This is a genomic window from Pseudomonas sp. CYM-20-01, from assembly GCF_023169845.1.
Lineage (GTDB): Bacteria > Pseudomonadota > Gammaproteobacteria > Pseudomonadales > Pseudomonadaceae > Aquipseudomonas > Aquipseudomonas azotoformans.
On record NZ_AP025169.1, the window covers coordinates 4,307,947 to 4,332,174 of the forward strand.

Consider the following 24,228-nt stretch of genomic DNA (forward strand, 5'->3'; position numbering starts at 1 on the left):
CCCAAACTCCCGCAGATTAGAAGCCTATGTCCCTGATAGTTCTACTGCTTCTGCCGTTCATTGGCAGCTGTCTGGCGGCCTTGCTGCCGCACAATGCACGTAACACCGAATCCCTGCTGGCCGGCCTTGTGGCCCTGGTCGGCACCATTCAAGTCGCCCTGCTCTACCCCCAGATCGCCCACGGTGGCGTGATCCGCGAAGAATTCATGTGGTTGCCCAGCCTCGGGCTGAACTTCGTGCTGCGCATGGATGGGTTTGCCTGGCTGTTCTCGATGCTGGTGCTGGGCATCGGCACGCTGGTGTCGCTGTATGCGCGCTATTACATGTCGCCGGACGATCCGGTGCCGCGCTTCTTCGCGTTTTTCCTGGCCTTCATGGGGGCCATGCTCGGGCTGGTGATCTCCGGCAACCTGATCCAGATCGTGTTCTTCTGGGAACTGACCAGCCTGTTCTCGTTCCTGCTGATCGGCTACTGGCACCACCGCGCCGATGCGCGCCGTGGGGCGTACATGGCGCTGATGGTCACCGGCGCCGGCGGCCTGTGCCTGCTGGCGGGCGTAATGTTGCTGGGGCATATCGTCGGCAGCTATGACCTGGACCAGGTACTGGCGGCGGGCGAGCAGATCCGCGCGCATTCGCTGTACCCGGCCATGCTGGCCCTGGTGCTGATCGGCGCCTTGAGCAAAAGCGCGCAGTTCCCCTTCCACTTCTGGCTGCCCCACGCGATGGCGGCCCCTACGCCGGTGTCGGCGTACCTGCATTCGGCAACGATGGTGAAGGCCGGCGTGTTCCTGCTGGCCCGCCTGTGGCCGTCGCTGTCCGGCAGCGAAGAATGGTTCTGGATCGTCGGCGGTGCCGGCGCCCTCACCCTCCTCCTCGGCGCTTACTGCGCCATGTTCCAGAATGATCTCAAGGGCCTGCTGGCCTACTCCACCATCAGCCACCTCGGGCTGATCACCTTATTGCTTGGCCTGAACAGCCCGCTGGCCGCCGTCGCAGCCGTGTTCCATATCCTCAACCACGCCACGTTCAAGGCCTCGCTGTTCATGGCTGCAGGCATCATCGACCACGAAAGCGGCACGCGGGACATCCGCAAGCTCAGCGGGCTGGTGCGTTTGATCCCGTTTACCGCGACCCTGGCGATGGTGGCCAGTGCGTCCATGGCCGGCGTGCCGTTGCTCAATGGCTTCCTGTCCAAAGAGATGTTCTTCGCCGAAACCGTGTTCATCACCTCGACCGCCTGGGTGGAGTTCGCCCTGCCGCTGATCGCGACCATCGCCGGTACGTTCAGCGTGGCCTACGCCCTGCGCTTCACCGTCGACGTGTTCTTCGGCCCGCCCGCGACCGACTTGCCGCACACGCCTCACGAACCACCGCGCTGGATGCGCGCACCGGTCGAGCTGCTGGTGTTCACCTGCCTGCTGGTGGGCATCTTCCCGGCCCAGGTGGTCGGCTCGATCCTCGCCGCCGCTGCGTTGCCGGTGGTGGGCGGTGTGCTGCCCGAGTACAGCCTGGCGATCTGGCACGGCTGGAACGCACCGATGATCATGAGCCTGGTGGCCATGTCCGGTGGTGTGGTGCTGTACCTGCTGCTGCGCAAGCAACTCAAGCGGGGTCGCTTCAAATACCCGCCTGTGATCAGCTACTTCAACGGCAAGCGCGGCTTCGAGCGCAGCCTGGTGGTGATGATGCGTGGCGTGCGCAGGATCGAAAAACGCATCAGCACCAAGCGCCTGCAGACCCAGTTGTTCCTGCTGGTGCTGGTGGCGGTGGTCGGCGGCATGATCCCGATGCTCAACAGTGGCCTCAGTTGGGGCGACCGACCGAAGATCCCGGGTTCCATCGTATTCGTGACCCTGTGGCTGCTGGCGATTGCCTGTGCCCTCGGCGCCGCCTGGCAAGCCAAGTACCACCGGCTGGCGGCCCTGACCATGGTCAGCGTGTGCGGCCTGATGACCTGCGTGACCTTCGTGTGGTTCTCGGCACCGGACCTGGCGCTGACCCAGTTGGTGGTCGAAGTGGTGACCACCGTGCTGATCCTGCTCGGCCTGCGCTGGCTGCCACGGCGGATCGAAGAGGTGTCGCCGCTGCCCAGCTCGCTGCGCAAGGCGCGCATCCGTCGCCTGCGTGACTTCCTGTTGTCCACCGTGGTGGGCGGCGGCATGGCGTTGCTGTCCTACGCGATGCTGACCCGCCAGACGCCCAACGATATCTCCTCGTTCTACTTGAGCCGCGCCCTGCCCGAGGGCGGCGGCAGCAATGTGGTGAACGTGATGCTGGTGGACTTCCGGGGCTTCGACACCCTCGGTGAAATCACCGTGCTCGGCGCCGTGGCGCTGACAGTGTACGCCCTGCTGCGGCGCTTCCGCCCTTCAAAAGAGAGCATGGAGTTGCCGCCGCAACAGCGCCAGCTGGCGCCGGACGTGGCCACCGACCTGGTCAACCCGCGCCAGGCCAGCGACACCGCGCTGGGCTTCATGATGGTGCCGGCGGTGCTGGTGCGCCTGCTGCTGCCGATTGCGCTGGTGGTGTCGTTCTACCTGTTCATGCGCGGCCACAACCAACCGGGTGGCGGGTTTGTTGCCGGCCTGGTGATGTCGGTGGCGTTTATCCTGCAATACATGGTCGCTGGCACGCAGTGGGTCGAGGCGCAAATGAGCCTGCGGCCGATGCGCTGGATGGGCTTCGGGCTGCTGTCGGCAACCCTGACCGGGCTCGGCGCGTTGTTCGCCGGCTACCCGTTCCTCACCACTCACACCTGGCATTTCAGCCTGCCGCTGCTCGGCGACATCCATATCGCCAGCGCGCTGTTCTTCGACGTCGGCGTGTACGCCATGGTCGTTGGCTCGACGCTGCTGATGCTCACTGCCCTCGGCCACCAGTCCGTGCGGGCCCATAAACCGAGCAACCAGGCCAAAGTGGTTGCCGCAACGGAAGGAGCCGCCTGATGGAAGAAGTCATCGCAATTGCCATTGGAGTCCTGGCGGCTTCCGGCGTCTGGTTGATCCTGCGACCACGGACCTTCCAGGTGGTGATGGGTCTGTGCCTGCTGTCATACGGGGTCAACCTGTTCATTTTCAGCATGGGCAGCCTGTTTATCGGCAAGGAGCCGATCATCAAGGACGGCGTGCCGCAAGACCTGCTCAACTACACCGATCCCCTGCCCCAGGCCCTGGTGCTCACGGCCATCGTGATCAGCTTTGCCATGACCGCGCTGTTCCTTGTGGTGCTGCTGGCGTCACGGGGCCTGACCGGCACCGACCATGTGGACGGCCGGGAGCCCAAGGAATGAATTGGGTGAATCAACTGATCGTCGCACCGATCCTGCTGCCGTTGCTGACGGCCGCGCTGATGCTGATGCTTGGCGAAAAGCGCCGCCCGCTCAAGGCGAAAATCAATCTGTTCTCCAGCGTCATCGGCCTGGGCATCGCCATCCTGCTGCTGTACTGGACGCAAAAAGGCGGCCCAGGCTCGATTGGGGTTTACCTGCCGGGCAACTGGCAAGTGCCGTTCGGCATTGTGCTGGTGGTGGATCAACTGTCGGCGCTGATGCTGGTGCTCACCGGGATCATCGGCGTAAGTGCGCTGCTGTTCGCCATGGCCCGCTGGGATCGCGCGGGCACCAGCTTCCACGCGCTGTTCCAGATCCAGATGATGGGCCTGTACGGCGCGTTCCTGACCGCCGACCTGTTCAACCTGTTCGTGTTCTTCGAAGTGCTGCTGGCGGCCTCCTATGGCCTGATGCTGCACGGCTCCGGGCGTGCGCGAGTGTCGTCGGGGCTGCATTACATCGCGATCAACTTGCTGGCATCGTCGCTGTTCCTGATTGGCGCGGCGATGATCTACGGCGTCACCGGCACGCTGAACTTCGCTGACCTGGCGCTGAAAATCCCACTGGTGCCGGAGGCTGATCGTGGCCTGTTGCACGCTGGGGCGGCGATCCTGGCGACGGCGTTCCTGGCCAAGGCCGGCATGTGGCCGCTGAACTTCTGGCTGGCGCCCGCCTACTCGTCGGCGAGTGCGCCGGTGGCGGCGATGTTTGCGATCATGACCAAGGTTGGCGTGTACACCGTGCTGCGCCTGTGGACCCTGCTGTTCTCCGGCCAGGCCGGGGCGTCGGCGCTGTTTGGTGGGGATTGGCTGGTGTATGGCGGCATGGCGACCATCATCTGCGCGGCGCTGGCGATGGTCGCGGCGCAGCGCCTGGAGCGCATGGCCAGCTTGAGCATCCTGGTGTCGGCGGGAATTCTGTTGTCCGCAGTGGGGTTTGCCCAGCCAAGCCTGACGGCGGGCGCGCTGTTCTATCTGGTCAGTTCTACCTTGGCCTTGAGCGCGCTGTTCCTGCTGGCCGAGTTGATCGAACGTTCGCGCTCGGCCAATGACCTGCCGCTGGACGAAGAGATCGATGCGCTGCCCAAGGCCATGGAATCCCTGCATCCGCGCCCTGGCGTCAACCTCGATGACGAGCAGCAAGCCGTGGTCGGCCAGGTGATCCCCTGGACCATGGCGTTCCTCGGCTTGAGCTTTATTGCCTGTGCCCTGCTGATTATCGGCATGCCGCCGCTCTCCGGGTTTATCGGCAAGCTCAGTCTGTTGAGTGCGCTGGTCAATCCGCTGGGCCTGGGCGTCAGTGTTGACGAACCGATCCGACCGGCCGCCTGGGGCTTGGTGGCGCTGCTGATTCTCTCCGGCCTGGCCTCGCTGATTGCCTTCGCACGCCTGGGCATCCAGCGTTTCTGGACCCCTGAGGAACGCCCTTCGCCGCTGCTGCGTCGCTACGAGTGCTTGCCGATCTTCTTCCTGCTGGGCTTGAGCATCCTGCTGACCTTCAAGGCCGAGCCGCTGATGCGCTACACCCAGGCCACCGCCGTCAGCCTGAACAACCCGGAACACTACGTGATGGCGGTGATGGCGACGCGGCCGGTGGCGAGTCCTGAAGCCAAGGCTGCCGCACTGGAGGTACAGCCATGAAACGACTGTTCCCTGCCCCGTGGTTGTCCCTGGCGTTGTGGGTGTTGTGGCTGGTGCTGAACCTGTCCGTCAGCCCCGGCAACCTGCTGCTGGGCGCGCTGTTGGGCTTTCTCGCGCCGCTGCTGATGGCGCCGTTGCGGCCGTTGCCCATCCGTATCCGCCGCCCTGGCGTGATCATCCGCCTGTTTTTCCTGGTGGGCCGCGACGTGATCGTCTCCAACCTGCAAGTGGCCTGGGGCGTGCTGATGTGTAGCTCCCGCCCGCCGCGTTCGCGCTTCATCAAGATCCCCCTGGACTTGCGTGATGCCAACGGCCTGGCCGCGCTGTCGATGATCACCACAGTGGTGCCTGGCACCATCTGGTCGGAACTGGCGCTGGACCGCAGCATCCTGCTCCTGCATGTGTTTGACCTGGAGGATGAAGCGTCTTTCATCGAGCACTTCAAGTCCGCCTACGAGCGGCCCCTGATGGAGATCTTCGAATGAGCGCCCTGCTCGCCAATGCGATCCTGTTCAGCCTGTTCCTGTTCTCCCTGGCCATGGTGCTGACCCTGGTGCGCCTGTTCAAAGGCCCATCAGCCCAGGACCGGGTACTGGCGCTGGACTACCTGTACATCCTGGCGATGTTGATGATGCTGACGCTGGGCATTCGTTATGCCAGTGACACCTACTTTGAAGCGGCGCTGCTGATCGCGCTGTTCGGCTTCGTGGGCTCGTTTGCCCTGGCGAAATTCCTGCTGCGTGGGGAGGTGATTGAATGATGCCGTTATGGATGGAAATCGTCGTGGCCGTGCTGCTGGTGCTCAGCAGTGTGTTTGCATTGATTGGCGCGATCGGGTTGCTGCGCATGAAGGACTTCTTCCAGCGCATGCACCCGCCGGCACTCGCATCGACGCTGGGAGCGTGGTGTGTGGCGTTGGCGTCGATCATTTATTTTTCGGTGCTCAAGTCCGGGCCGGTGTTGCACGGGTGGCTGATTCCGATTCTGCTGTCGATCACCGTGCCGGTGACCACGTTGCTGTTGGCGCGCACGGCGTTGTTCCGCAAGCGCATGGCTGGCGATGATGTACCCGCCGAAGTCAGCAGCCGCCGTTGATCCCTATAGAAAACACGGTCAAAACTGTGGGAGGGGGCTTGCCCCCGATGGCGGTGGATCAGTCAGCTTACCTGTAGCTGACCCACTGCTATCGGGGGCAAGCCCCCTCCCACATTTGGATTGGCGCTAGGCAAAAGACCTGATGTGCGCCGCCAATTCCGCCAACCCCTCATCATCGGCCCGCACATGATCGTGGGAGGAGATGTACCCTTCATACGCCTCGAAGAACTTGTCCACCTTCGAACTCAACGGCTTGAAGGTACTGTCGCCGCCGGTTCCATGCATGGGAAACAGCTTCGCATGTAGGTGATCCACGCCATACCCTTCCAAGATCATCCCGGTGCGCGCCACATCGGGAAACGCACGGTCGATCTGAAGCGCGGTTTTCTTCGCTGCAACGGCAAGCCCGGCCAACACCTCATCCGACTGTGCAAACGCATAGCTGCCGTAATGCTGCTTGGGGATCACCACGCTGAAACCCGGGGTGTTGGGGAAGATCGATAAGAAGGCCATGTGCTGGTCGTCTTCCCACAGGATGTGCGCCGGGGAAGTCTTTTGGACGATGCTGCAGAAAATACACGTCATTCGAGTCTCCATCAGTGGTTCTTGGTGGCCTTCAAATAGCACAACTTCCATTACAAGATAGGCGAGCCAAACCTGCGAAACCGCGGCATCCAATCACCCAGAATCTGCGCCGACGCCAGCACATGATGCGCCCGCCCGATCAACAGCCGGCGTGGCACAACGCCGATGTACCGGGAATCATCGCTGTTGTCGCGGTTGTCCCCGAGCATGAAATAGCTGTCGGCCGGCACCACCAGCGGCCCGAAACTGCGCATCGCTCGCACCGTCGGCATGAACTGCACCGTGCGCTGCCGGTTGGCCGCCAACTCGTTCAGCTTGATTCCCGGCACCGCATGGCCGGGAACGATGGGCTCGCTGATGTCCTGCGCATCACTGTAGGTGGCAGGCACGCCGTTGACCCACAACACCTCATCTTTCATTTCCAGGGTGTCACCGGGTATGCCGACGATGCGCTTGATCAGGCGCATGCCGTCCTTGGGCGACGAGAACGTCACCACATCGCCACGTTGGGGGTTATCGAGCTGGGCCAGGGAAATGTCCGTGAGCGGCAGCTTGAGGTCGTAGGCCACACGATTGACCAACACCACATCGCCCTCCAGCAAGGTCGGGCGCATGGAGCCGGAGGGAATGGGATTCCAGTCCGCCAGGGAGGTGCGGAAAACGCCGAAGCACAACCAGAAAATGATTGCGTAACGGTAACGGATCAACCAACTTCGCATACATCCTCGCACGGCAGACAGGGGCATCAGGGCTGTTTCCCAGACGCCCGGTTGTTTCACGCGAGGATTAAATCAACATTAGCGTCCAAGCGCACAAAAAGGAGTTTTCGCCATGGATATCAAATGTTCGGTGTTTATCGCCGCCAGCGTCGATGGCTTCATCGCCCGCCCGGACGGTGATATCGACTGGTTGCACCGGCCGGAGTATGAAACCGCCAAGTTGAACGGTGTGACTTACGAAAGTTTCATCGCCACGGTGGATGCACTGGTGATGGGACGCAAGACCCTGGAGAAGGTACTGTCCTTTGCGGAGTGGCCCTATGAGGGTACGCCGGTCATTGCGCTCTTCCATCAGCCTCTGCAAATCCCTGCGCATCTGGAGGGCAAGGTCGAGGTCATGGCAGGAGACGTCACCTCACTCGTGGCAACGTTAGCCGAGCGCGGCATGAAGCACCTCTATATCGACGGAGGCCAGACGATCCAGGCGTTTCTTGAAGCGGGCCTGATGAATGAGCTGATCATTACGCGTATCCCGGTTTTACTCGGGCAAGGGATCCCACTCTTCAGCCAGATCGGTCGAGAACTTGAGCTTCGCCATATCGGCACGCATGAGTCGGACAATGGTTTTGTTCAAAGTCGGTATCAAGTGATGCAATCTTCATAGCGGCGGCAGACACTCACATCGCGCAAGACGGACAGGGGGTCAGGATGACTAAGCACATTATTGTTATCGGCGGCGAGTCCACCGAAGACATGCAGCGTATGACGCGTATCGATAAACATATCGTCGCGTCATCAGGCAAAACGCACCCTACTGTGCTCTACATCTCTACCGCCAATGGCGATGACCGAATCAAGATTTCCGATTTCACCACCAAATATGAAAGCGCTGGCTGCCGTGTAACCGCGCTGGCATTTTTCATTTCACCCTTCCCCAACGCCAATCATGTTTCATCACTCTTTGAGCAAGCCGACATTATTTACGTACCAGGCGGAAATACCCGCGCGATGTTGGCGATCTGGCGCGAATTTGCTGTAGTGGACCATCTGAAGAGGTCCTGGGAAAACGGCAAAGTCCTGTGTGGTGTCAGTGCAGGCGCCATTTGCTGGTGCGAGCATGGGCATTCCGATTCAGGGGGAGTGTTTGCGCTGGTTCACGGCCTGGGCTTGCTGCCAGGAGCACTGTGTCCGCATTTCAGCTCAGAAGCAGGAAGGGAAACCTCGTTTGTCGAGCTTGTTCAGCGTGAGGGTATACAACCTGCCTACGCGGTCGATGATGGCGTCGCTTTGCATTTCAAGGACGGCGAGTATCACGAGACCATCTATAACGACACAGCCAATAGCGCCTATAAAGTCAGTACAAGGCCACCCTACCTAGTACAGATATTGCGAACTTCAGGCGGGTAAGCGCCGCTAGGAAATTTCCGACAGCGTTTTAAGGTTTTCGCTCGGAAGATGGCTGCCTAATCTTCGGTGGTCGCTGCAAATTCAGCGACCGGGTTTCGCAGCCCGGTTAAACTCTAGACGCACAGCGTCCACCTCAGATAGCGGGCGCTTTTTTATGCCTGATGTTATGGCGGCTGTGCGCGGGATACCTTCGGGTATGCCGGGTGCCTAGAGTCCCGGTCTGCGAACCTGCGTACAGCTGCCACCCGAATGTCGTTTCGCAGCGATGGGTGGTGGCTCCAATACTCTAGGAGCTTTGCCATGATTAAAGACAGTCCGAATCCGCCATTAGACTCAGCCGCGTTTCATACTGCGGCTCATCGAGCAATTAACCACTATCTGAATCCACCTGAGAAACCAGAGCCTTCTACTGAGGACCATAGTTTATTTACTGTACGCGAAGGATTAGACATCGAGACGCTGCTGGTCAACGCGTCGGAGGATCTTGCCTCGGTTCAAGCGCTGGCAAGCCATTTGGCTTTTGAGATCGACGGCAATCCTCGCAGCGTGGCCTTGGGAATGTGTCGGATGCTGGAGGGGATACAGCTAATGGTGGATAAAACACTAAGCCTCAAAGACCATCCAACTCACACATAAATCTGAAACCGAAGAGTTCGCAAAGTGGGCACGGCAAAAAATGTGGGAGCTGGCTTGCCTGCGATGACGGTGGGTCAGTCAACATTTCCGGTGACTGACACGCCGTCATCGCAGGCAAGCCAGCTCCCACAGTGGATCGAGTGAAACGTTAAACCGATGTGCAAAAAAACGCCCCGAACCAGTCGGGGCGTTTTTCGTTCAGCGTTTACCAATCAAGCCTGATCCGCCAACCGCCACGTCGTCCCACCCTTCCCGTCTTCCAACACCACACCCATCGCGGTGAGTTGGTCGCGGATACGGTCGGATTCCGCCCAGTCCTTACCGGCACGCGCCGCCAGGCGCGCCTGGATCAGCGCATCGACCTCAGCCGCATCCACACGCCCTTCGGCGCCGGCTTGCAGGAAGTCCTCAGGCTTCATTTGCAGAACCCCAAGCACACTGGCCAGCTCTTTCAGGCGCGCCGCCAGGCCGGCCGCTGCGTCGAGGTCGCTCTCGCGCAGGCGGTTGATCTCGCGCACCATCTCGAACAGCACGGCGCAAGCTTCTGGGGTGCCGAAGTCGTCGTTCATCACTTCGGTGAAGCGGGCCACGAAGGCTTCGCCGCCGGCCGGCGCTACGGTCGGCAGGCCTTTCAACGCATGGTAGAACCGCTCCAGGGCGCCCTTGGCGTCCTTGAGGTTGTCTTCCGAGTAGTTGATGGCGCTGCGGTAGTGGCTCGATACCAGCAGGTAACGCACCACTTCCGGGTGGTACTTTTCCAGCACGTCGCGGATGGTGAAGAAGTTGTTCAAGGACTTGGACATCTTCTCGCCATTGATGCGGATCATGCCGCAGTGCATCCAGGCGTTGGCGTAGGTCTTGCCGGTCGCGGCTTCGCTCTGGGCGATTTCGTTTTCATGGTGCGGGAACTCGAGGTCGCTGCCGCCGCCATGAATGTCGAAAGTCTCACCCAGGCAGCAGGTGGACATCACCGAGCATTCGATGTGCCAGCCCGGACGCCCGGCGCCCCATGGCGACTCCCAGCTCGGCTCGCCGGGCTTGGTGGCTTTCCACAGTACGAAATCGAGCGGGTCCTGCTTGGCTTCGTCGACTTCGATACGCGCGCCGATGCGCAGGTCTTCGATTTTCTTGCGCGACAGCTTGCCGTAGCCCATGAACTTGGCGACGCGGTAGTACACGTCGCCATTGCCCGGCGCATAGGCGTAACCCTTGTCGATCAGGGTCTGGATCATCGCGTGCATGCCCGGGATATGGTCCGTGGCACGCGGTTCCATGTCCGGCTTGAGGATATTGAGGCGGGCCTCGTCCTCGTGCATCGCGGCGATCATGCGCTCGGTCAGCGCGTCGAACGACTCGCCGTTTTCGTTGGCGCGGTTGATGATCTTGTCGTCGATGTCGGTGATGTTGCGCACATAGGTCAGGTCATACCCACTGAAACGCAACCAGCGGGTCACCAGGTCGAAGGCAACCATGCTGCGGCCGTGGCCGATGTGGCAGTAGTCGTACACGGTCATGCCGCACACGTACATGCGCACCTTGTTGCCGTCCAGCGGCTTGAAGACTTCTTTGGTCTTGCTGAGTGTGTTGTAGATCGTTAACACGACAATTCCCTTAAGACAGAATCACTGACCCCACGAATCACGCAAGGTCACGGTACGGTTGAATACCGGGCGACCTGGTTTCGAGTCCTTGATATCCGCGCAGAAGTAACCTTCGCGCTCGAACTGGAAACGGTCTTCCGGCTGTGCGTCGCCAAGCGATGGCTCGGCACGACAACCCGTAAGTACTTGCAGGGAGTCAGGGTTGATGTTGTCGAGGAAACTCGCGCTGTCTTCGGCCTTTTCAGGGTTCGGCGAGCGGAACAGGCGATCGTACAGACGCACTTCGCACTCGATGCTGGCGGCCGCCGGCACCCAGTGGATCACGCCCTTGACCTTGCGGCCTTCGGGGTTCTTGCCCAGGGTGTCCGGGTCGTACGAGCAACGCAGTTCGACGATGTTGCCATCGGCGTCCTTGATCGCTTCGTCGGCACGGATCACGTAGCTGCCACGCAGGCGCACTTCGCCGTTCGGCTCCAGGCGTTTGTAGCCTTTTGGCGGCTCTTCCATGAAGTCATCGCGGTCGATGTAGATTTCACGGGCGAACGGCAGCTTGCGCACGCCGAGTTCTTCTTTCTGCGGATGACGCGGCAGCTCGAGGTTATCGACTTTGTCTTCCGGGTAGTTGGTGATCACGACTTTCAACGGACGCAGCACGCACATGGCGCGTGGGGCGTTGGCGTCGAGGTCCTGGCGGATGCTGAACTCAAGCATGCCGTAGTCGACCACGCCGTCGGAACGGTTGGTGCCGACCATCTCGCAGAAGTTGCGGATCGACGCAGGCGTGTAGCCACGGCGACGGAAGCCCGACAGCGTCGACATGCGTGGGTCATCCCAGCCATGCACATGCTTTTCATCAACCAGTTGCTTGAGCTTGCGCTTGCTGGTGATGGTGTAGTTCAGGTTCAGGCGGCTGAACTCGTACTGACGAGGGTGCGCCGGCACCGGCAGGCTGTCGAGGAACCATTCGTACAGCGGGCGATGGCTTTCGAACTCCAGGGTGCAGATCGAGTGGGTGATGCCTTCGATGGCGTCCGACTGACCGTGGGTAAAGTCGTAGTTCGGGTAGATGCACCACTTGTCGCCCGTCTGGTGGTGATGGGCGTGGCGGATGCGGTACATGATCGGGTCGCGCAGGTTCATGTTCGGCGAGGCCATGTCGATCTTGGCGCGCAGTACGCGGGCGCCGTCCGGGAACTCACCGGCGCGCATGCGGGCGAACCAGTCGAGGTTCTCTTCGACCGAACGGTCACGGAACGGGCTGTTCTTGCCCGGCTCGGTCAGGCTGCCACGGTATTCCTTGGCCTGCTCCGGGGTCAGGTCGTCGACGTAGGCCTTGCCGGCCTTGATCAGCTCGACGGCCCAGTCGTGCAGTTGGTCGAAGTACTGCGAGGCATAGCGCACTTCACCGGACCATTCAAAGCCCAGCCATTTCACGTCGCTTTCGATGGCGTCGATGTATTCCTGGTCTTCCTTGGCCGGGTTGGTGTCGTCGAAACGCAGGTGCGTGACGCCGCCGAATTCCTGGGCCAGGCCGAAGTTCACACAGATCGACTTGGCGTGACCGATGTGCAGGTAGCCGTTGGGCTCTGGCGGGAAGCGGGTGACGATCTGCGTGTGCTTGCCCGAATCCAGGTCCGCCTGGATGATCGGGCGCAGGAAATTGACCGGGACGGCAGGTCCGGCCTTGGAATTCGAGGTAGGGTCGACAGTGGGCTTGCTCATAGGATCCTTGAACAGACAAGTACGTGGCCGGGCTAGGCCGACAAAACAAAGGGCTTATCATAGCTGATGCTGTCAAGCCGCTGACAGGGTTGCGGTGCATTTAACGCACCAGTGGTAAAAAACCACCTCGAAATTCCTGCAGGTCACGCTAAACTGCGCGCCTTGGCCGCAGTTTCGCCATACCGGTCGTGGTGCCCAGGCACCCAAATCCACGAATTCCCTGAAAAGAGTAGTGAACATGACTCAAGTCAAACTGACCACCAACCACGGTGACATCGTCATCGAGCTGAACGCCGAGAAAGCGCCGATCACCGTCGCCAACTTCATCGAGTACGTGAACGCCGGCCACTACGAAAACACCGTTTTCCACCGTGTCATCGGCAACTTCATGATCCAGGGCGGCGGTTTCGAGCCTGGCATGAAAGAAAAGAAAGACAAGCGCCCAAGCATCCAGAACGAAGCGGACAACGGCCTTTCCAACGACAAGTACACCGTCGCCATGGCCCGTACCATGGAGCCGCATTCGGCCTCCGCGCAGTTCTTCATCAACGTGGCCGACAACGCCTTCCTGAACCACAGCGGCAAGAACGTGCAGGGCTGGGGCTACGCGGTATTCGGTAAAGTCACCGAAGGCCAGGACGTCGTCGACAAGATCAAAGGCGTGCAGACCACCGGTAAAGCCGGTCACCAGGATGTTCCGGTAGAAGACGTGATCGTCGAGAAAGCCGAGATCGTTGGGTGATATTGCTGATTTCAGATTTGCATCTGGAAGAGGAGCGCCCGGACATTACCCGGGCGTTTCTGGATCTGCTCCACGGCCGCGCCCGTGGCGCCCAGGCGTTGTACATTCTGGGGGACTTCTTCGAAGCCTGGATTGGCGACGATGGGATGACACCCTTCCAACGCTCCATTTGCGCAGCCCTGCGCGAACTGAGCGACAGCGGCACCCCGATTTTTATCATGCACGGCAACCGCGATTTCCTGATCGGCAAGGCGTTCTGCAAAGCCGCCGGCGCCAGCTTGCTCAAGGACCCGAGTGTCGTGCAGCTGCATGGCGAGCCCGTGCTGTTGATGCACGGCGACAGCCTCTGTACCCGCGACGTCGGCTATATGAAGCTGCGGCGCATCCTGCGTAACCCGATCGTGCTGTTTATCCTGCGCCACCTGCCCTTGGGCACACGCCACAAGCTGGCGCGCAAGCTGCGCAGTGAAAGCCGTGCGCAGACACGCATGAAGGCTAACGACATCGTCGATGTAACGCCCGAGGAAGTGCCACGGGTGATGCAGCTGTTCGGCGTGCGCACCCTGGTCCACGGCCACACCCACCGCCCCGCCATTCACAAGTTGCAGATTGGCGACCAGGCGGCCAAGCGGATTGTGCTGGGGGATTGGGACAAGCAGGGCTGGGCGTTGCAGGTGGATGAGCAAGGGTTTCAGTTGGCGGCGTTTGACTTCGTCAATCCGCAATTGGCGTTGCCCGGCGCCTGAACCTCAGACACCACAAATCCAATGTGAACAAAGATCCAAATGTGGGAGGGGGCTTGCCCCCGATGGCGGCGGCACACTCAACATATTTGTTGGCTGAACCACTGCTATCGGGGGCAAGCCCCCTCCCACATTGAATTGTATTTCAACCTTTACTGATCAGTGGCCTGAGGCTTCCGGCCCTGCCTTGGCGCCAAACGGCGGCTTCGCCAGCCATACCAGCAGCATCAACCCCATGAACATCCACCCCAGCAACGTGAAGTAATCCACGGTGGACATCATGTACGCCTGGCTGGTGAGGATCTGGTCCAGCTGCGTGTAGGCCTTCTGCCCTGCCCCGCCCAGCGCCTGCAAGGCATCGCGGGTCGCCGAGTCGTAGGTGGTCATGTTCTCGCTCATGTAGGCATGGTGCTGGTCCGCCCGGCGAATCCAGATCCAGGTGGTCAGCGACGCCGCGAAGCTGCCGCCCAGGGTACGCAGGAACGTGGCCAGGCCCGCGCCATCGGCAATCTGGTGCGGCGGCAGGTCGGACATCAAGATGCTCAAGGTCGGCATGAAGAACAGCGCCACGCCAATCCCCATGAACAGCTGCACCAGGGCGATGTGCTGGAAGTCCACCTCATTGGTGAAGCCTGCGCGCATGAAGCAGCTCAAGCCAATCGCCAGGAAGGCCAGGCCCGCCAGCAGGCGCAGGTCGAACTTGTGCGCGTACTTGCCCACGAACGGCGACATCAGCACCGGCAAAATACCAATCGGCGCCACCGCCAGGCCCGCCCAGGTGGCGGTGTAGCCCATCTGGGTCTGCAACCACTGCGGCAGGATCAGGTTGATGCCAAAGAAGCCCGCATAGCCCAGGATCAGCACGATGGTACCGATGCGGAAGTTGCGGTAGGCAAACAGCTTCAGGTTGACCACCGGGTGTTTGTCGGTGAGTTCCCAGATGATGAACACCGCCAGGGCAATCACCGAAATCGCCGCGCCCACGATAATGAAGTTGGATTCGAACCAGTCCAGGTCATTGCCCTTGTCGAGAATGATCTGCAAGGCGCCCACGCCGACGATCAAGCTCAGCAACCCGACGTAGTCCATCGGCTGATAACTGGTCTGCACCGGACGTTTCTTCAACTGCGAACGCACCACCATCACCGCAAAGATACCGATGGGCACGTTGATGAAGAAAATCCACGGCCAGCTATAACTGTCGGTAATCCAGCCGCCGAGGATCGGCCCGGCAATCGGCGCCACCACCGTGACCATCGCCAGCAACGCCAGGGCCATGCCGCGCCTCGCCGGCGGGTAGACGGCGATCAGCAACGTCTGGGTCATCGGGTACAACGGCCCGGCCACCAGGCCTTGTATGACGCGAAAAGCGATCAGCTCGGGCATCGACGTGGAAATACCACACAGGAACGAGGCCAGTACAAACAGCATCGTCGCCCACAAGAACAGCTTCACCTCGCCAAACCGCCGGCTCAGCCAACCGGTGAGCGGCAAGGCAATTGCGTTGCTCACCGCAAACGAGGTGATGACCCAGGTGCCCTGCTCCGAACTCACGCCCAGGTTGCCGGAAATGGTCGGCAACGCCACGTTGGCGATGGTGGTGTCGAGCACCTGCATAAAGGTTGCCAGCGACAGGCCAATGGTGGCCATCAACAGGCTGGGTGGCGTGAAGGAGGCGTTATTGCTCATCAGCGTTGCACAGCCTTGGGCGCGGCGAGGCTGTTGTCATGGATCAACTGGGTGATCATGGCGTCGGCCTCGGCGAGTTGGCGGTCATACACGTTGGTGCTGAACGAGGCTTTCTGCGGCGCCTGTTGCGCCAGTACCGGGCCGCTCTGGTCATGCAGGTCGACCTTGACCAGGGTGCTCAAGCCCACGCGCAGCGGGTGCTTGGCCAGTTCTTCGGCATTGATGTGGATACGCACCGGCACCCGTTGCACGATCTTGATCCAGTTACCCGTGGCGTTCTGCGCCGGCAGCAGCGCAAACGCGCTGCCGGTACCGGCGCCGAGGCTGTCGATGGTGCCGCTGAATTTCACGTCGCTGCCGTAGATGTCCGACTCGATGTCCACCGGCTGGCCAATGCGCATGTCACGCAGTTGGGTTTCCTTGAAGTTGGCGTCGATCCACAGCTGGTTCAGCGGGATCACCGCCATCAAGGCGGTGCCCGGTTGTACGCGTTGGCCCAATTGCACGGTGCGCTTGGCCACATAGCCGGTGACCGGTGCGATCAAGGTGCTGCGCGCATTGGCCAGGTAGGCCTGGCGCAGTTGCGCGGCGGCGGCCTGCACGTCCGGGTGGGAGCTGATCACGGTGTCATCCACCAGCGCGTTGGTGGTTTTCAGTTGCTGCTCAAGGTTGGTCAGGGCGTTTTTCGCGGCAGTCAGGCTGTCACGGGCGTGGGACAGTTCTTCCTGGGAAATCGCCCCGCCCTGGGCCAGGGTTTTACGTCGGTTGAAGTTGTCCTGGGCAGTCTGCACGTCGGCTTTCTGCGCATTGACCTGGGCCTTCATGCCGTCGACGTTGCTGTACAAACCACGCACTTGGCGCACGGTGCGCGCCAGGTTGGCCTGGGCACTTTGCAGGCCCACTGCGGCATCGTTAGGGTCAAAGTTGATCAGCACCTGGCCTTCGTGGACCAGGTCGCCATCGTCGGCGCCGATGCTGACCACGGTGCCGGTGACCAGCGGGGTGATTTCCACCACGTTGCCGTTCACGTAGGCGTCGTCGGTGCTTTCGCTGAAGCGGCCGTAGAGCTCGTACCAGCCCCACACGCCGACCACGACGAGGATGACGATCAGCGCCAGGCCGATCAGCATCACTTTGCGTTTGCGTGGGTTGTTGTCTTTGGGTTGTTCGGTTGCGTTGGTGTTTTCGGCAGTGGCCATGACAAATACCTCAAATTATTCCGTGCGTGTAGCTGGGGTGGCCGCTGCCACGTTGTCGGCGCTGTAGCCGCCGCCCAGGGCCTGCATCAGTTGAATCGACAGATCGATCTGCGCGGCATTCAGGGTCGCCAGCTGACGCTGGGCCTGCAGCAATTGCTGCTCGATGCTGAGCACATCCAGGTAGTTACCGATCCCGGAGCTGTAGCGCTGCACGCCGGTGTCGTAGGACTGCTGGGCAATGTCCGCGGCATGTTGCTGGGCCTGGATCTGCCGACCGGTGTCGCGCAGTTGCGAAAGGGTGTTGCCGATATCGCCCAGGGCTTGCACCAGGGTTTTGTTGTATTGCGCCACGGCCAGGTCGTAGTCGGCGTCGCGGGCGTCGAGGTCGGCACGCAGGCGGCCGCCGTCGAAGATCGGCAGCGAGATCGTCGGCGCAATGTTGAAGAAGCGGCTGGCCGAGCCAAACATCGCATCGCCCAGTAACGACTCGGCCCCGGCGCTCGCGCTCAGGTTGAGGTTGGGGTAGAAGCGCGTCTTGCTGGCGTCGATATTGCGGCCCGCCGATTCGACCCGCCAGCGTGCGGCGATCAGGTCCGGGCGGCGGCCCAGCAGCTCGGCCGGCAGCACCGAGGGCACGGCGACAGCGCTGGGTTTCAGCACGTTGGGCCGGGCCAGTTCACTGCCACGGTCCGGGCCTTTGCCGAGCAGCACGGCCAGGGCGATCTTGGCGCTTTGCAGTTGTTTCTCTGCGTCGATCAGTTGCGACTGAGAGCTGGCTTCCAGGCTTTCGGTCTGCTGGTACTGGTACTGGCTGTCGATACCCGAATTCAGCCGGCGTTTGCTCAGGTCGAGCATCTGCCGGGTACGCTTGAGGTCATCGTTGGCCAGGTCGCGCACGATATGGGCCTGGCCCAGGTCGCTGTAGGCCTTGGCCACGTTGGCGGCCAGGGTCAGGCGCGCGGCCTGCTGGTCGACCTGGGCGGCACGCGCTTCGCCCAACGCGGCTTCCCAGGCAGCACGCTGGCCGCCCCAGAGATCGAAGGTGTAGTTGAAGCTGGCGCCGATATTGCGCACGGTCGAGTAGGCATCGCCCTGCCCGCGTGGGTCCTGGTCTTTGGCCAGGCGTGAGCGGCTCACACCGGCGCTGGCATCCAGGGTCGGCAGGCGCGCTGCGTCGGCGGCGTAGGCGGCGGCTTCGGCCTGGTGGGCACGGGCGCTGGCCACTTGCATGTCGGGACTGTTTTGCAGGGCTTCCCGAATCAAGCCATCAAGCTGCGGGTCACCGAGGCTTTTCCACCAGTCGGCGGTCGGCCAGGCAGCGCTCGACAGGGTCACGCCGCTCAAGGTTTTACCGGTTTGCAATGTGCTGGCGTCGAGGCGTTTGCCTTGGGTGTCGAGGCCGCTGTAGTTGGCGCAACCGGCCATGTTCATGGCCACCAGCACCAGGCTAAGTGCGCGTATGTTCATTCTTTACCTACCCGCTGGATGACGATGGCGTCACCGGCAGCTATCAGAATTTTCTTGAGGATCCGCTCCAGGGTCTGCAACTCGCCGGGCTCCAGGGCGCCGGCCAGTTCGTTCATCGACTGGGCGCCGATGTGCGGCAGCATGTCCGCCAGGCGCTGGCCGTCTTCGGTCAGCACCAGCCGCACCTGGCGCCGGTCCTGCTCGGAACGCTGGCGTGCCAGCAATCCCTTTTGCTCCAGGCGATCGAGCATGCGGGTCATGGAACCGCTGTCCAGGGACAGGTTGCGGCACAGCTCCGCCGGGGTATCCACGTCGAACTGGGCGATGATGATCAACACCTTGAACTGCGCAGCGGTCACGCCGTGCGGTTCCATATGGGTGTCGATAATGCGGTCCTTGAGCAGCGCCGCGCGGCCCAGGAGCAGGCCGAGGTGGCAGTTGCGAAAGCTGTCAGGGGTGAAGTGGGGCATCGGAAGTCACCTTATTACTGCCTAGGCAGTGAATGTATGACAAGATGTTACTGCTTAGGCAGCGAATGTCAAATGGAATTATTAGCTTGCTTGGTAGTTGGCGGATGAGTGGTGGGGTTCTAAGGATTGCCTGATGGGGTGTGACGCCTTCGCTGAGTAATCTGCGTAGCCTTTTGGCCAGTCGACACTCTCCTTCCCATGACTTCTTTAAAACAGTTTACTCGCCTCGCGGTCATCACCCTGGCGGGCGCGCCAGCCGCTTTTGCGGCTAATTGCACAGCCACCATCAACACCAACGAAGCCCTTAATTTCGGTGCAAGTCTGGCCAGTGGCAGCCTGACAGTTCCCGCTGATACGCCCGACGGCACCGTGATTTACCAGGACACGGTGCAATCCGCTCAAAACAGCTGGAGATGCACGGGCTCTTCGCAATACGGCCTGGTGATGAACCCTACGCTAGGCTCGGTCACCAGCGGCTCGACCTACCCTATCGGCAAGACCGGGCTTTCGTTCCGCGTCTGGATCGACACTCTGAGTCGCTATGAGACTGCACCGTTTACGCTCAAGCCGGATGGTTACGGCATCAACCCAGGCTCGGTGCGCCTGGAAATCGTCAAATCAGGTACGCTGGCGCCGCAGGTCAAGATAGCGGCCGGAAACCTGGGCAGCTTGAAAGCCGACGACCTGTTCATCAGCAAGTACAACCTGACCAACCCGCTGGTGCTGAACGCCGCCTCCTGCCAGACCCCTTCCGTCCCCGTCGCCATGGGTGACGACTATCAGCTCTGGGAATTTCGCGACGCAGGCGCAACCCCTCGCACTGTCCGCTTCAACATCGGCCTGAACCAGTGCCAGACCGGTATCAACAAAGTCAGCTATTCACTCAAAGCCACCACGCCCGTCATCGACGCGGCCAGAGGTGTGGTGGCGCTCAACGGCGGCTCCACCGCCAAAGGCATCGGCCTGCAATTGATGGATGATGCCGGGCAACCCATCGCGTTTGATACCACCTACTCCTTCAGCGGTTTCACCACCACGGGCGCCAACTTCAAGATCCCGTTGTCGGCCTCGTATTACCGCTTGCCCACCGGCAACGTCGAGGCCGGCAGCGCCAACACCGAAGTCACCTTTATCGTGAACTACCTGTAGCAAACTAAGGATCGTCTGATTTTTCCTACGCCCGGCCACGCCTAGAGTGCCGGGATGCGATTAAAGAACTATCTCCACCAGATCAGCCCCGTCCTGTCCACGCCCCATGCCGCACGCCGCTTGTTGCGCATTTTTGCGCTGGTGCTGCTGGTGGGCATGCTGGGCGGTGTGTACAGCTTCCTGCTGTTTACGTTCAACAACGAGATCTCTCAGCGGCGCAGCTACATGAGCAGCGCCATCGCCGAGGCCCATACCTTTTTCACCACCCGTGAAGCCCTGCTGGAAAGCCTCAGCCTGTCGGCCACACGCAAGGCCGAATTGAACCTGCCGGTGAACGATGAGGAAATCCGCCTGTTGCTCGGTAAAATCCCGGGTAAGCAATGGAGCATCTGGCTGACCCAGCGCATGCGCGACTTCCTGAAGGCCAAGCAGCTCAACCTGCTGTATGTCGGCACCGATGCTCAGGTACTGCGGCTGTACGACGCGGGGCCCGCGGCCGCCGATTTTCCCGCGTCCATGCTGGCGCAACTCAATGCCCTCAAGCAGCAGAAAACCCTGCAGGAACTCTGGCTGACCCACACCGACGGCGGCCATTCGCAGCTGTACATTTTTATCCGCCTGGATGAACGCGACCTGAACTCCGGCTGGCTCGGCCTGGAGATGGATGACCGTGAAGTCTCCAACGCCTTGAGCGACCACAGCGCCGGCGAATTCACCATGTTCAATGCCCAGGGCATGCCTCTGTTCAGCAACAGCCGCAACCCGCCGCCCGGGCAGAACCTGCCGCACTTGCGCCAGCAGGACTTCTTCGGCTTTGTCGGCGACGGCTGGCTGCCCGAGCAATTGGTGTTGCGCAAACAACTGAAGTCGTCGGACTGGCAGCTCACCTACTCCATCGACCTGCGCGCGGTGCTCTGGGCGCTATGGCCGCAGATGCTCGGCGCCCTGCTGTTCTGCCTGCTGACCATCAGCCTGGTGGGCCTGCTGACCCGCCGCCTGGAACACCGCTTCATCACCCCCGCCATCCATCGCATCCAGGCGCTGGTGGAAAGCGAGCTGTTCAGCCGCGACGTGATCCAGACCGCCCCCGTGGCCCTGTGCGTGCTGCGGCGCACCGACGGCGAAGTGGTACTGGAAAACACCCTGGCCCAACAATGGCTCGGCCAGGCCGGTGCAGAGCTGGGGCCGGGCTGGATTCGTGATGCCTTCGACCCCGACGCCCCCTGTCTCACCGACTACTTCGAGGCTGCCGACGGTCGCCACCTGTACCTGAGCTGTGCACCCACCCGCTACAAGGGGGAAGACGTGTTGCTCTGCGCCTTCAGTGATATCAGCGCACGCACCCAGATCGAAGCGGCGCTGGAACAGGCGCGCCAATCCGCCGATGCCGCCAACGAAGCCAAGACACTGTTCCTGGCGACCATGAGCCACGAAATCCGCACGCCGCTGTACGGCGTGCTCGGCACCTTGGAGTTGCTCGCCCGGACCCGCCTGGATGCCCAGCAGAAAAGCTACCTGCATGCCATCGAAGGTTCCTCGGCGACGCTGCTGCAACTGATTTGCGATGTGCTCGACGTGTCAAAGATCGAAGCCGGTCAATTGGCCCTGGAGTTGAGTGAGTTCTGTGTGCCCAGCCTGGTGCAGGAAGTGGTGCAGGGTTACGCCGCAGCGGCGCAGAGCAAGGGCTTGCAGCTGTACGCGTGCCTCGACCCGCAACTGCCGTCGCGCCTGATCGGCGACGCCAGCCGCCTGCGCCAGATCCTCAACAACCTGCTGAGCAACGCGGTCAAGTTCACCGACTCCGGACGCGTGGTACTGCGGGTCAAAAAGCTCAGCCGTGAAGGCGAACGGGCGTGCCTGCAATGGCAAGTCTCGGACACCGGTAAAGGCATCGCCCAGGAAGACCAGGCGCTGATCTTCGAGCCGTTCTACCAGACCGAAGGCAACCCCCATGTGATCGCCGGCACCGGCCTCGGCCTGCCCATTTGCCTGCGCCTGACCCACTTGATGAACGGCACCCTGCGCATGGTCAGCGAGCCGGGGCTGGGCAGCAGTTTTTCCCTGACCGTGCCGCTGGAGCAACCCACTGGTATCGCGCCGTCGCTGCTGGCGCCGCTGGCGCAGGAGGTGGTGTATGTGCTCTCGCCTGTGCGCGAACTGGCCGACAGCCTCTGCGGCTGGCTGCGGCGCTGGGGCGCCCGCGCGCAGGTCGGCCCGCCGTCCAGCGCCGAGCTGGCCCCACCCGCGGTGCTGCTGGAACTGGTTGAGCGCAGCCTGGACACGCCCTGGCACGGCCCACGGGTCCTCGCCAGCATCGATGGCGCCCACGAGCCGCAGTTCAGCGAAGAGGGCTGGCAGGTCAACCTCAACGACCTGAACGCGATCCACCAGGCGGTTCGCCACGCCCAGAACGGCCAGGCCGCGCCGGCCCAGGCACGTTGCGAACGGCGCGACCTGCACCCCTTGCACCTGCATATCCTGGTGGCCGAAGACAATGTGATCAACCAGTTGATCCTGCGCGACCAGCTTGAAGAACTCGGCTGCACCGTGGAGCTGGCCAGCGACGGCGAAGAGGCTTTGTCGCGCTGGCACGAAGGCGCCTTCGACATCGTCCTTACCGACGTCAACATGCCCAGGCTCAACGGCTACGAACTGGCCGAAGCCCTGCGGCGCCTGGGCTGCAACACCCCGATCATCGGCGCCACCGCCAACGCCCTGCGCGGTGAAGATGCCTTGTGCCTGGCGGCCGGCATGAATCACTGCCTGGTCAAACCCTTCACACTGCGAGCCTTGTTCACTGCCCTGGCTCCCTACGCACGAGCCACCCATGAAGCCCTGTAGCATTCTGATCGTTGAAGACCATCCCTTTCAGCACCTGTATTTGCAGAACCTATTCAGCGAGCTGGGGGATTTTGATGTGGTGTGCGCCAGGGACGGTGAAGCCGCGCTGGCGTGCCTGAAACAACGCGATTTCGACCTGGTGCTCACCGACTTGCTTATGCCCGGCATGGACGGCGTGCAATTTATCCAGGGCCTGGCCGCTCAACCCTCGCGCCCTGCACTGGCGATCATGAGCGCCGCGTCACGGCGCATGCTGATGGGTGCAAGCCTGGTGGCGAGTAACCTGCAAGTGAAGGTGATCGGGTTGATTTCCAAGCCGGTGAATGCCGCGGCCCTGCGTTGCCTGATCGACCAGCTGCAGGCTCTGCGCCAGGTTGTCCCGGCCCAGACCCAGCCCGGAATCGATTGCCAAAGCCTGATGAACGCCCTGGACAACGGTGAACTGCACGCCTGGTTCCAACCCAAGAAAGCCCTGAGCAATGGTCGCATCGTCGCGGCTGAAGCCCTGGTGCGCTGGGTGCACCCCGAGCATGGCCTGTTGCTACCCGGTGTGTTCCTGCCGGCATTGATCGCCTGCGACCTGGAAGAACGCCTGTTGTGGTGCGTGCTGAAACAAGCGATGGCCGCCCAAGCCACGTGGCGCCAACACGGCTATGACATCCCGGTGTCGATCAACCTGCCCACGCACCTGCTCAACAGCCACGACCTGCCCGACCGCATCCTCGCGTTCGTGCTGGAACACCAGGGTTTGCCCGCACGCCTGTGTTTCGAGCTGATGGAGTGCTCGGTGCCCGATGACATCAGCAATTTCTACGCCGGCGCCTGCCGCTTGCGCATCAAGGGATTCGGCTTGTCCCAGGACGATTTCGGCAAGGGCTACAGCTCGTACATGAACCTGGTGTCAGCGCCGTTCACCGAGGTGAAGATCGACCGTGCGCTAGTGCAGGGCTGCAACGCCAACGAAGAATTGGCCCAGGCCCTCACCAGCATCGTCAGCCTGGGGCGTCAATTGGGCTTGATCGTGGTGGCCGAAGGTGTAGAAACCGCGCAAGAACTTGCGCTGTTGCGTAAGATCGACTGCACTCAGGTCCAGGGTTTCCTGATCTCCCACGCCGTCTCTGCGGATCAGTTCCAGCAATTGCTGACCCACGACGGGCCGGCGAGCGCCTATTGACCCGGCTGCCGGGTGTGG

The 24,228-nt window shown here is 61.6% G+C and carries 22 protein-coding genes; 14 read left to right on the forward strand and 8 right to left on the reverse strand.

Translation table 11 applies throughout. From position 1 onward, the window contains the following. The first annotated feature begins 26 nt into the window (after window positions 1-26). Genes M2497_RS19355 through M2497_RS19380 form a run of 6 tightly spaced genes read left to right on the forward strand, consistent with a single transcriptional unit; the run spans window position 27 to window position 6,066 of the window. A complete protein-coding gene (locus M2497_RS19355) occupies window positions 27-2,948 on the forward strand; it encodes a monovalent cation/H+ antiporter subunit A (protein ID WP_248482397.1) in 2,922 nt (973 codons plus the stop codon). Continuing rightward, a complete protein-coding gene (locus M2497_RS19360) occupies window positions 2,948-3,292 on the forward strand; it encodes a Na+/H+ antiporter subunit C (protein WP_003192163.1) in 345 nt (114 codons plus the stop codon). The genes M2497_RS19355 and M2497_RS19360 overlap by 1 nt, the downstream gene beginning before the upstream one ends. Then, window positions 3,289-4,971 (forward strand): monovalent cation/H+ antiporter subunit D, encoded by a 1,683-nt coding sequence (locus M2497_RS19365; RefSeq protein WP_248482398.1) that lies wholly within the window; start codon window positions 3,289-3,291, stop codon window positions 4,969-4,971. Before M2497_RS19360 ends, M2497_RS19365 begins: the two co-directional genes overlap by 4 nt. Continuing rightward, window positions 4,968-5,456 carry a Na+/H+ antiporter subunit E gene (locus tag M2497_RS19370; RefSeq protein ID WP_248482400.1) on the forward strand — a complete coding sequence of 163 codons (489 nt, stop codon included), beginning with the start codon at window positions 4,968-4,970 and terminating at the stop codon, window positions 5,454-5,456. The genes M2497_RS19365 and M2497_RS19370 overlap by 4 nt, the downstream gene beginning before the upstream one ends. Beyond that, the gene (locus tag M2497_RS19375) at window positions 5,453-5,731 is read left to right on the forward strand and encodes a K+/H+ antiporter subunit F (protein WP_003192168.1); all 279 of its coding nucleotides are present in this window, start codon (window positions 5,453-5,455) and stop codon (window positions 5,729-5,731) included. Before M2497_RS19370 ends, M2497_RS19375 begins: the two co-directional genes overlap by 4 nt. After that, on the forward strand, window positions 5,728-6,066 hold the full coding sequence (locus M2497_RS19380) for a Na+/H+ antiporter subunit G (protein ID WP_028616866.1): 339 nt from the start codon (window positions 5,728-5,730) through the stop codon (window positions 6,064-6,066). The genes M2497_RS19375 and M2497_RS19380 overlap by 4 nt, the downstream gene beginning before the upstream one ends. Window positions 6,067-6,192: 126 nt before the next feature. Here the strand turns inward: M2497_RS19380 and M2497_RS19385 are convergent, their stop codons facing one another. Then, window positions 6,193-6,651, reverse strand: a complete 459-nt coding sequence (locus tag M2497_RS19385) for an HIT family protein (protein WP_248482402.1) — start codon at window positions 6,649-6,651, stop codon at window positions 6,193-6,195. A gap of 50 nt (window positions 6,652-6,701) precedes the next feature. Beyond that, a complete protein-coding gene (gene lepB / locus M2497_RS19390; RefSeq protein ID WP_248482404.1) occupies window positions 6,702-7,370 on the reverse strand; it encodes a signal peptidase I in 669 nt (222 codons plus the stop codon). A gap of 112 nt (window positions 7,371-7,482) precedes the next feature. On the opposite strand from lepB, the gene M2497_RS19395 reads away from it, so the two are divergent. From M2497_RS19395 to M2497_RS19405, 3 genes are all read left to right on the forward strand, one after another. After that, entirely contained in the window at window positions 7,483-8,034 is a 552-nt protein-coding gene (locus M2497_RS19395; protein ID WP_248482406.1) for a dihydrofolate reductase family protein, read from the forward strand. 44 nt (window positions 8,035-8,078) lie between these two features. Then, complete coding sequence (locus M2497_RS19400) at window positions 8,079-8,777, forward strand: peptidase E (protein WP_248482408.1); 699 nt, start codon at window positions 8,079-8,081, stop codon at window positions 8,775-8,777. Between the two features lie 300 nt (window positions 8,778-9,077). After that, complete coding sequence (locus tag M2497_RS19405) at window positions 9,078-9,413, forward strand: hypothetical protein (protein WP_248482411.1); 336 nt, start codon at window positions 9,078-9,080, stop codon at window positions 9,411-9,413. Window positions 9,414-9,625: 212 nt separating this feature from the next. Here the strand turns inward: M2497_RS19405 and cysS are convergent, their stop codons facing one another. Beyond that, window positions 9,626-11,014 carry a cysteine--tRNA ligase gene (cysS, locus tag M2497_RS19410; RefSeq protein WP_248482413.1) on the reverse strand — a complete coding sequence of 463 codons (1,389 nt, stop codon included), beginning with the start codon at window positions 11,012-11,014 and terminating at the stop codon, window positions 9,626-9,628. A 21-nt stretch (window positions 11,015-11,035) separates the two neighbouring features. Next, window positions 11,036-12,736, reverse strand: a complete 1,701-nt coding sequence (locus M2497_RS19415) for a glutamine--tRNA ligase/YqeY domain fusion protein (protein ID WP_248482415.1) — start codon at window positions 12,734-12,736, stop codon at window positions 11,036-11,038. 238 nt (window positions 12,737-12,974) lie between these two features. On the opposite strand from M2497_RS19415, the gene M2497_RS19420 reads away from it, so the two are divergent. After that, the gene (locus tag M2497_RS19420; protein WP_010209496.1) at window positions 12,975-13,478 is read left to right on the forward strand and encodes a peptidylprolyl isomerase; all 504 of its coding nucleotides are present in this window, start codon (window positions 12,975-12,977) and stop codon (window positions 13,476-13,478) included. Continuing rightward, the gene (gene lpxH / locus M2497_RS19425) at window positions 13,475-14,224 is read left to right on the forward strand and encodes a UDP-2,3-diacylglucosamine diphosphatase (protein ID WP_248482417.1); all 750 of its coding nucleotides are present in this window, start codon (window positions 13,475-13,477) and stop codon (window positions 14,222-14,224) included. Before M2497_RS19420 ends, lpxH begins: the two co-directional genes overlap by 4 nt. Window positions 14,225-14,380: 156 nt before the next feature. Here lpxH and M2497_RS19430 read toward each other — a convergent pair whose 3' ends face one another. From M2497_RS19430 to M2497_RS19445, 4 genes are read right to left on the reverse strand one after another with little or no spacing between them, the layout of a single operon-like run. Further along, complete coding sequence (locus M2497_RS19430) at window positions 14,381-15,910, reverse strand: DHA2 family efflux MFS transporter permease subunit (protein ID WP_058423856.1); 1,530 nt, start codon at window positions 15,908-15,910, stop codon at window positions 14,381-14,383. After that, a complete protein-coding gene (locus tag M2497_RS19435; protein ID WP_248482418.1) occupies window positions 15,910-17,109 on the reverse strand; it encodes an efflux RND transporter periplasmic adaptor subunit in 1,200 nt (399 codons plus the stop codon). The genes M2497_RS19430 and M2497_RS19435 overlap by 1 nt, the downstream gene beginning before the upstream one ends. A gap of 15 nt (window positions 17,110-17,124) precedes the next feature. Continuing rightward, complete coding sequence (locus tag M2497_RS19440) at window positions 17,125-18,576, reverse strand: efflux transporter outer membrane subunit (protein WP_248482419.1); 1,452 nt, start codon at window positions 18,574-18,576, stop codon at window positions 17,125-17,127. Beyond that, window positions 18,573-19,046, reverse strand: a complete 474-nt coding sequence (locus M2497_RS19445) for a MarR family transcriptional regulator (protein ID WP_248482420.1) — start codon at window positions 19,044-19,046, stop codon at window positions 18,573-18,575. The genes M2497_RS19440 and M2497_RS19445 overlap by 4 nt, the downstream gene beginning before the upstream one ends. A gap of 198 nt (window positions 19,047-19,244) precedes the next feature. Between M2497_RS19445 and M2497_RS19450 the strand changes: the two genes are divergently transcribed. Genes M2497_RS19450 through M2497_RS19460 form a run of 3 tightly spaced genes read left to right on the forward strand, consistent with a single transcriptional unit; the run spans window position 19,245 to window position 24,210 of the window. Continuing rightward, window positions 19,245-20,195, forward strand: a complete 951-nt coding sequence (locus M2497_RS19450; protein WP_248482421.1) for a fimbrial protein — start codon at window positions 19,245-19,247, stop codon at window positions 20,193-20,195. A gap of 54 nt (window positions 20,196-20,249) precedes the next feature. Further along, complete coding sequence (locus M2497_RS19455; protein ID WP_248482422.1) at window positions 20,250-23,036, forward strand: ATP-binding protein; 2,787 nt, start codon at window positions 20,250-20,252, stop codon at window positions 23,034-23,036. Then, window positions 23,023-24,210 carry an EAL domain-containing response regulator gene (locus M2497_RS19460; RefSeq protein ID WP_248482423.1) on the forward strand — a complete coding sequence of 396 codons (1,188 nt, stop codon included), beginning with the start codon at window positions 23,023-23,025 and terminating at the stop codon, window positions 24,208-24,210. The genes M2497_RS19455 and M2497_RS19460 overlap by 14 nt, the downstream gene beginning before the upstream one ends. The last annotated feature ends 18 nt before the right edge of the window (window positions 24,211-24,228 follow it).

Coding starts and splice junctions, on each gene's coding strand:
- M2497_RS19365 (WP_248482398.1), top strand. CDS start 3,289: ATGAATTGGGTGAATCAACTGATCGTCGCACCGATCCTGCTGCCGTTG.
- M2497_RS19445 (WP_248482420.1), bottom strand. CDS start 19,046: ATGCCCCACTTCACCCCTGACAGCTTTCGCAACTGCCACCTCGGCCTG.
- M2497_RS19380 (WP_028616866.1), top strand. CDS start 5,728: ATGATGCCGTTATGGATGGAAATCGTCGTGGCCGTGCTGCTGGTGCTC.
- M2497_RS19435 (WP_248482418.1), bottom strand. CDS start 17,109: ATGGCCACTGCCGAAAACACCAACGCAACCGAACAACCCAAAGACAAC.
- M2497_RS19440 (WP_248482419.1), bottom strand. CDS start 18,576: ATGAACATACGCGCACTTAGCCTGGTGCTGGTGGCCATGAACATGGCC.
- M2497_RS19405 (WP_248482411.1), top strand. CDS start 9,078: ATGATTAAAGACAGTCCGAATCCGCCATTAGACTCAGCCGCGTTTCAT.
- M2497_RS19460 (WP_248482423.1), top strand. CDS start 23,023: ATGAAGCCCTGTAGCATTCTGATCGTTGAAGACCATCCCTTTCAGCAC.
- M2497_RS19455 (WP_248482422.1), top strand. CDS start 20,250: ATGCGATTAAAGAACTATCTCCACCAGATCAGCCCCGTCCTGTCCACG.
- M2497_RS19400 (WP_248482408.1), top strand. CDS start 8,079: ATGACTAAGCACATTATTGTTATCGGCGGCGAGTCCACCGAAGACATG.
- M2497_RS19415 (WP_248482415.1), bottom strand. CDS start 12,736: ATGAGCAAGCCCACTGTCGACCCTACCTCGAATTCCAAGGCCGGACCT.
- M2497_RS19360 (WP_003192163.1), top strand. CDS start 2,948: ATGGAAGAAGTCATCGCAATTGCCATTGGAGTCCTGGCGGCTTCCGGC.
- M2497_RS19430 (WP_058423856.1), bottom strand. CDS start 15,910: ATGAGCAATAACGCCTCCTTCACGCCACCCAGCCTGTTGATGGCCACC.
- lepB (WP_248482404.1), bottom strand. CDS start 7,370: ATGCGAAGTTGGTTGATCCGTTACCGTTACGCAATCATTTTCTGGTTG.
- M2497_RS19355 (WP_248482397.1), top strand. CDS start 27: ATGTCCCTGATAGTTCTACTGCTTCTGCCGTTCATTGGCAGCTGTCTG.
- M2497_RS19370 (WP_248482400.1), top strand. CDS start 4,968: ATGAAACGACTGTTCCCTGCCCCGTGGTTGTCCCTGGCGTTGTGGGTG.
- M2497_RS19450 (WP_248482421.1), top strand. CDS start 19,245: ATGACTTCTTTAAAACAGTTTACTCGCCTCGCGGTCATCACCCTGGCG.
- M2497_RS19385 (WP_248482402.1), bottom strand. CDS start 6,651: ATGACGTGTATTTTCTGCAGCATCGTCCAAAAGACTTCCCCGGCGCAC.
- M2497_RS19395 (WP_248482406.1), top strand. CDS start 7,483: ATGGATATCAAATGTTCGGTGTTTATCGCCGCCAGCGTCGATGGCTTC.
- M2497_RS19420 (WP_010209496.1), top strand. CDS start 12,975: ATGACTCAAGTCAAACTGACCACCAACCACGGTGACATCGTCATCGAG.
- M2497_RS19375 (WP_003192168.1), top strand. CDS start 5,453: ATGAGCGCCCTGCTCGCCAATGCGATCCTGTTCAGCCTGTTCCTGTTC.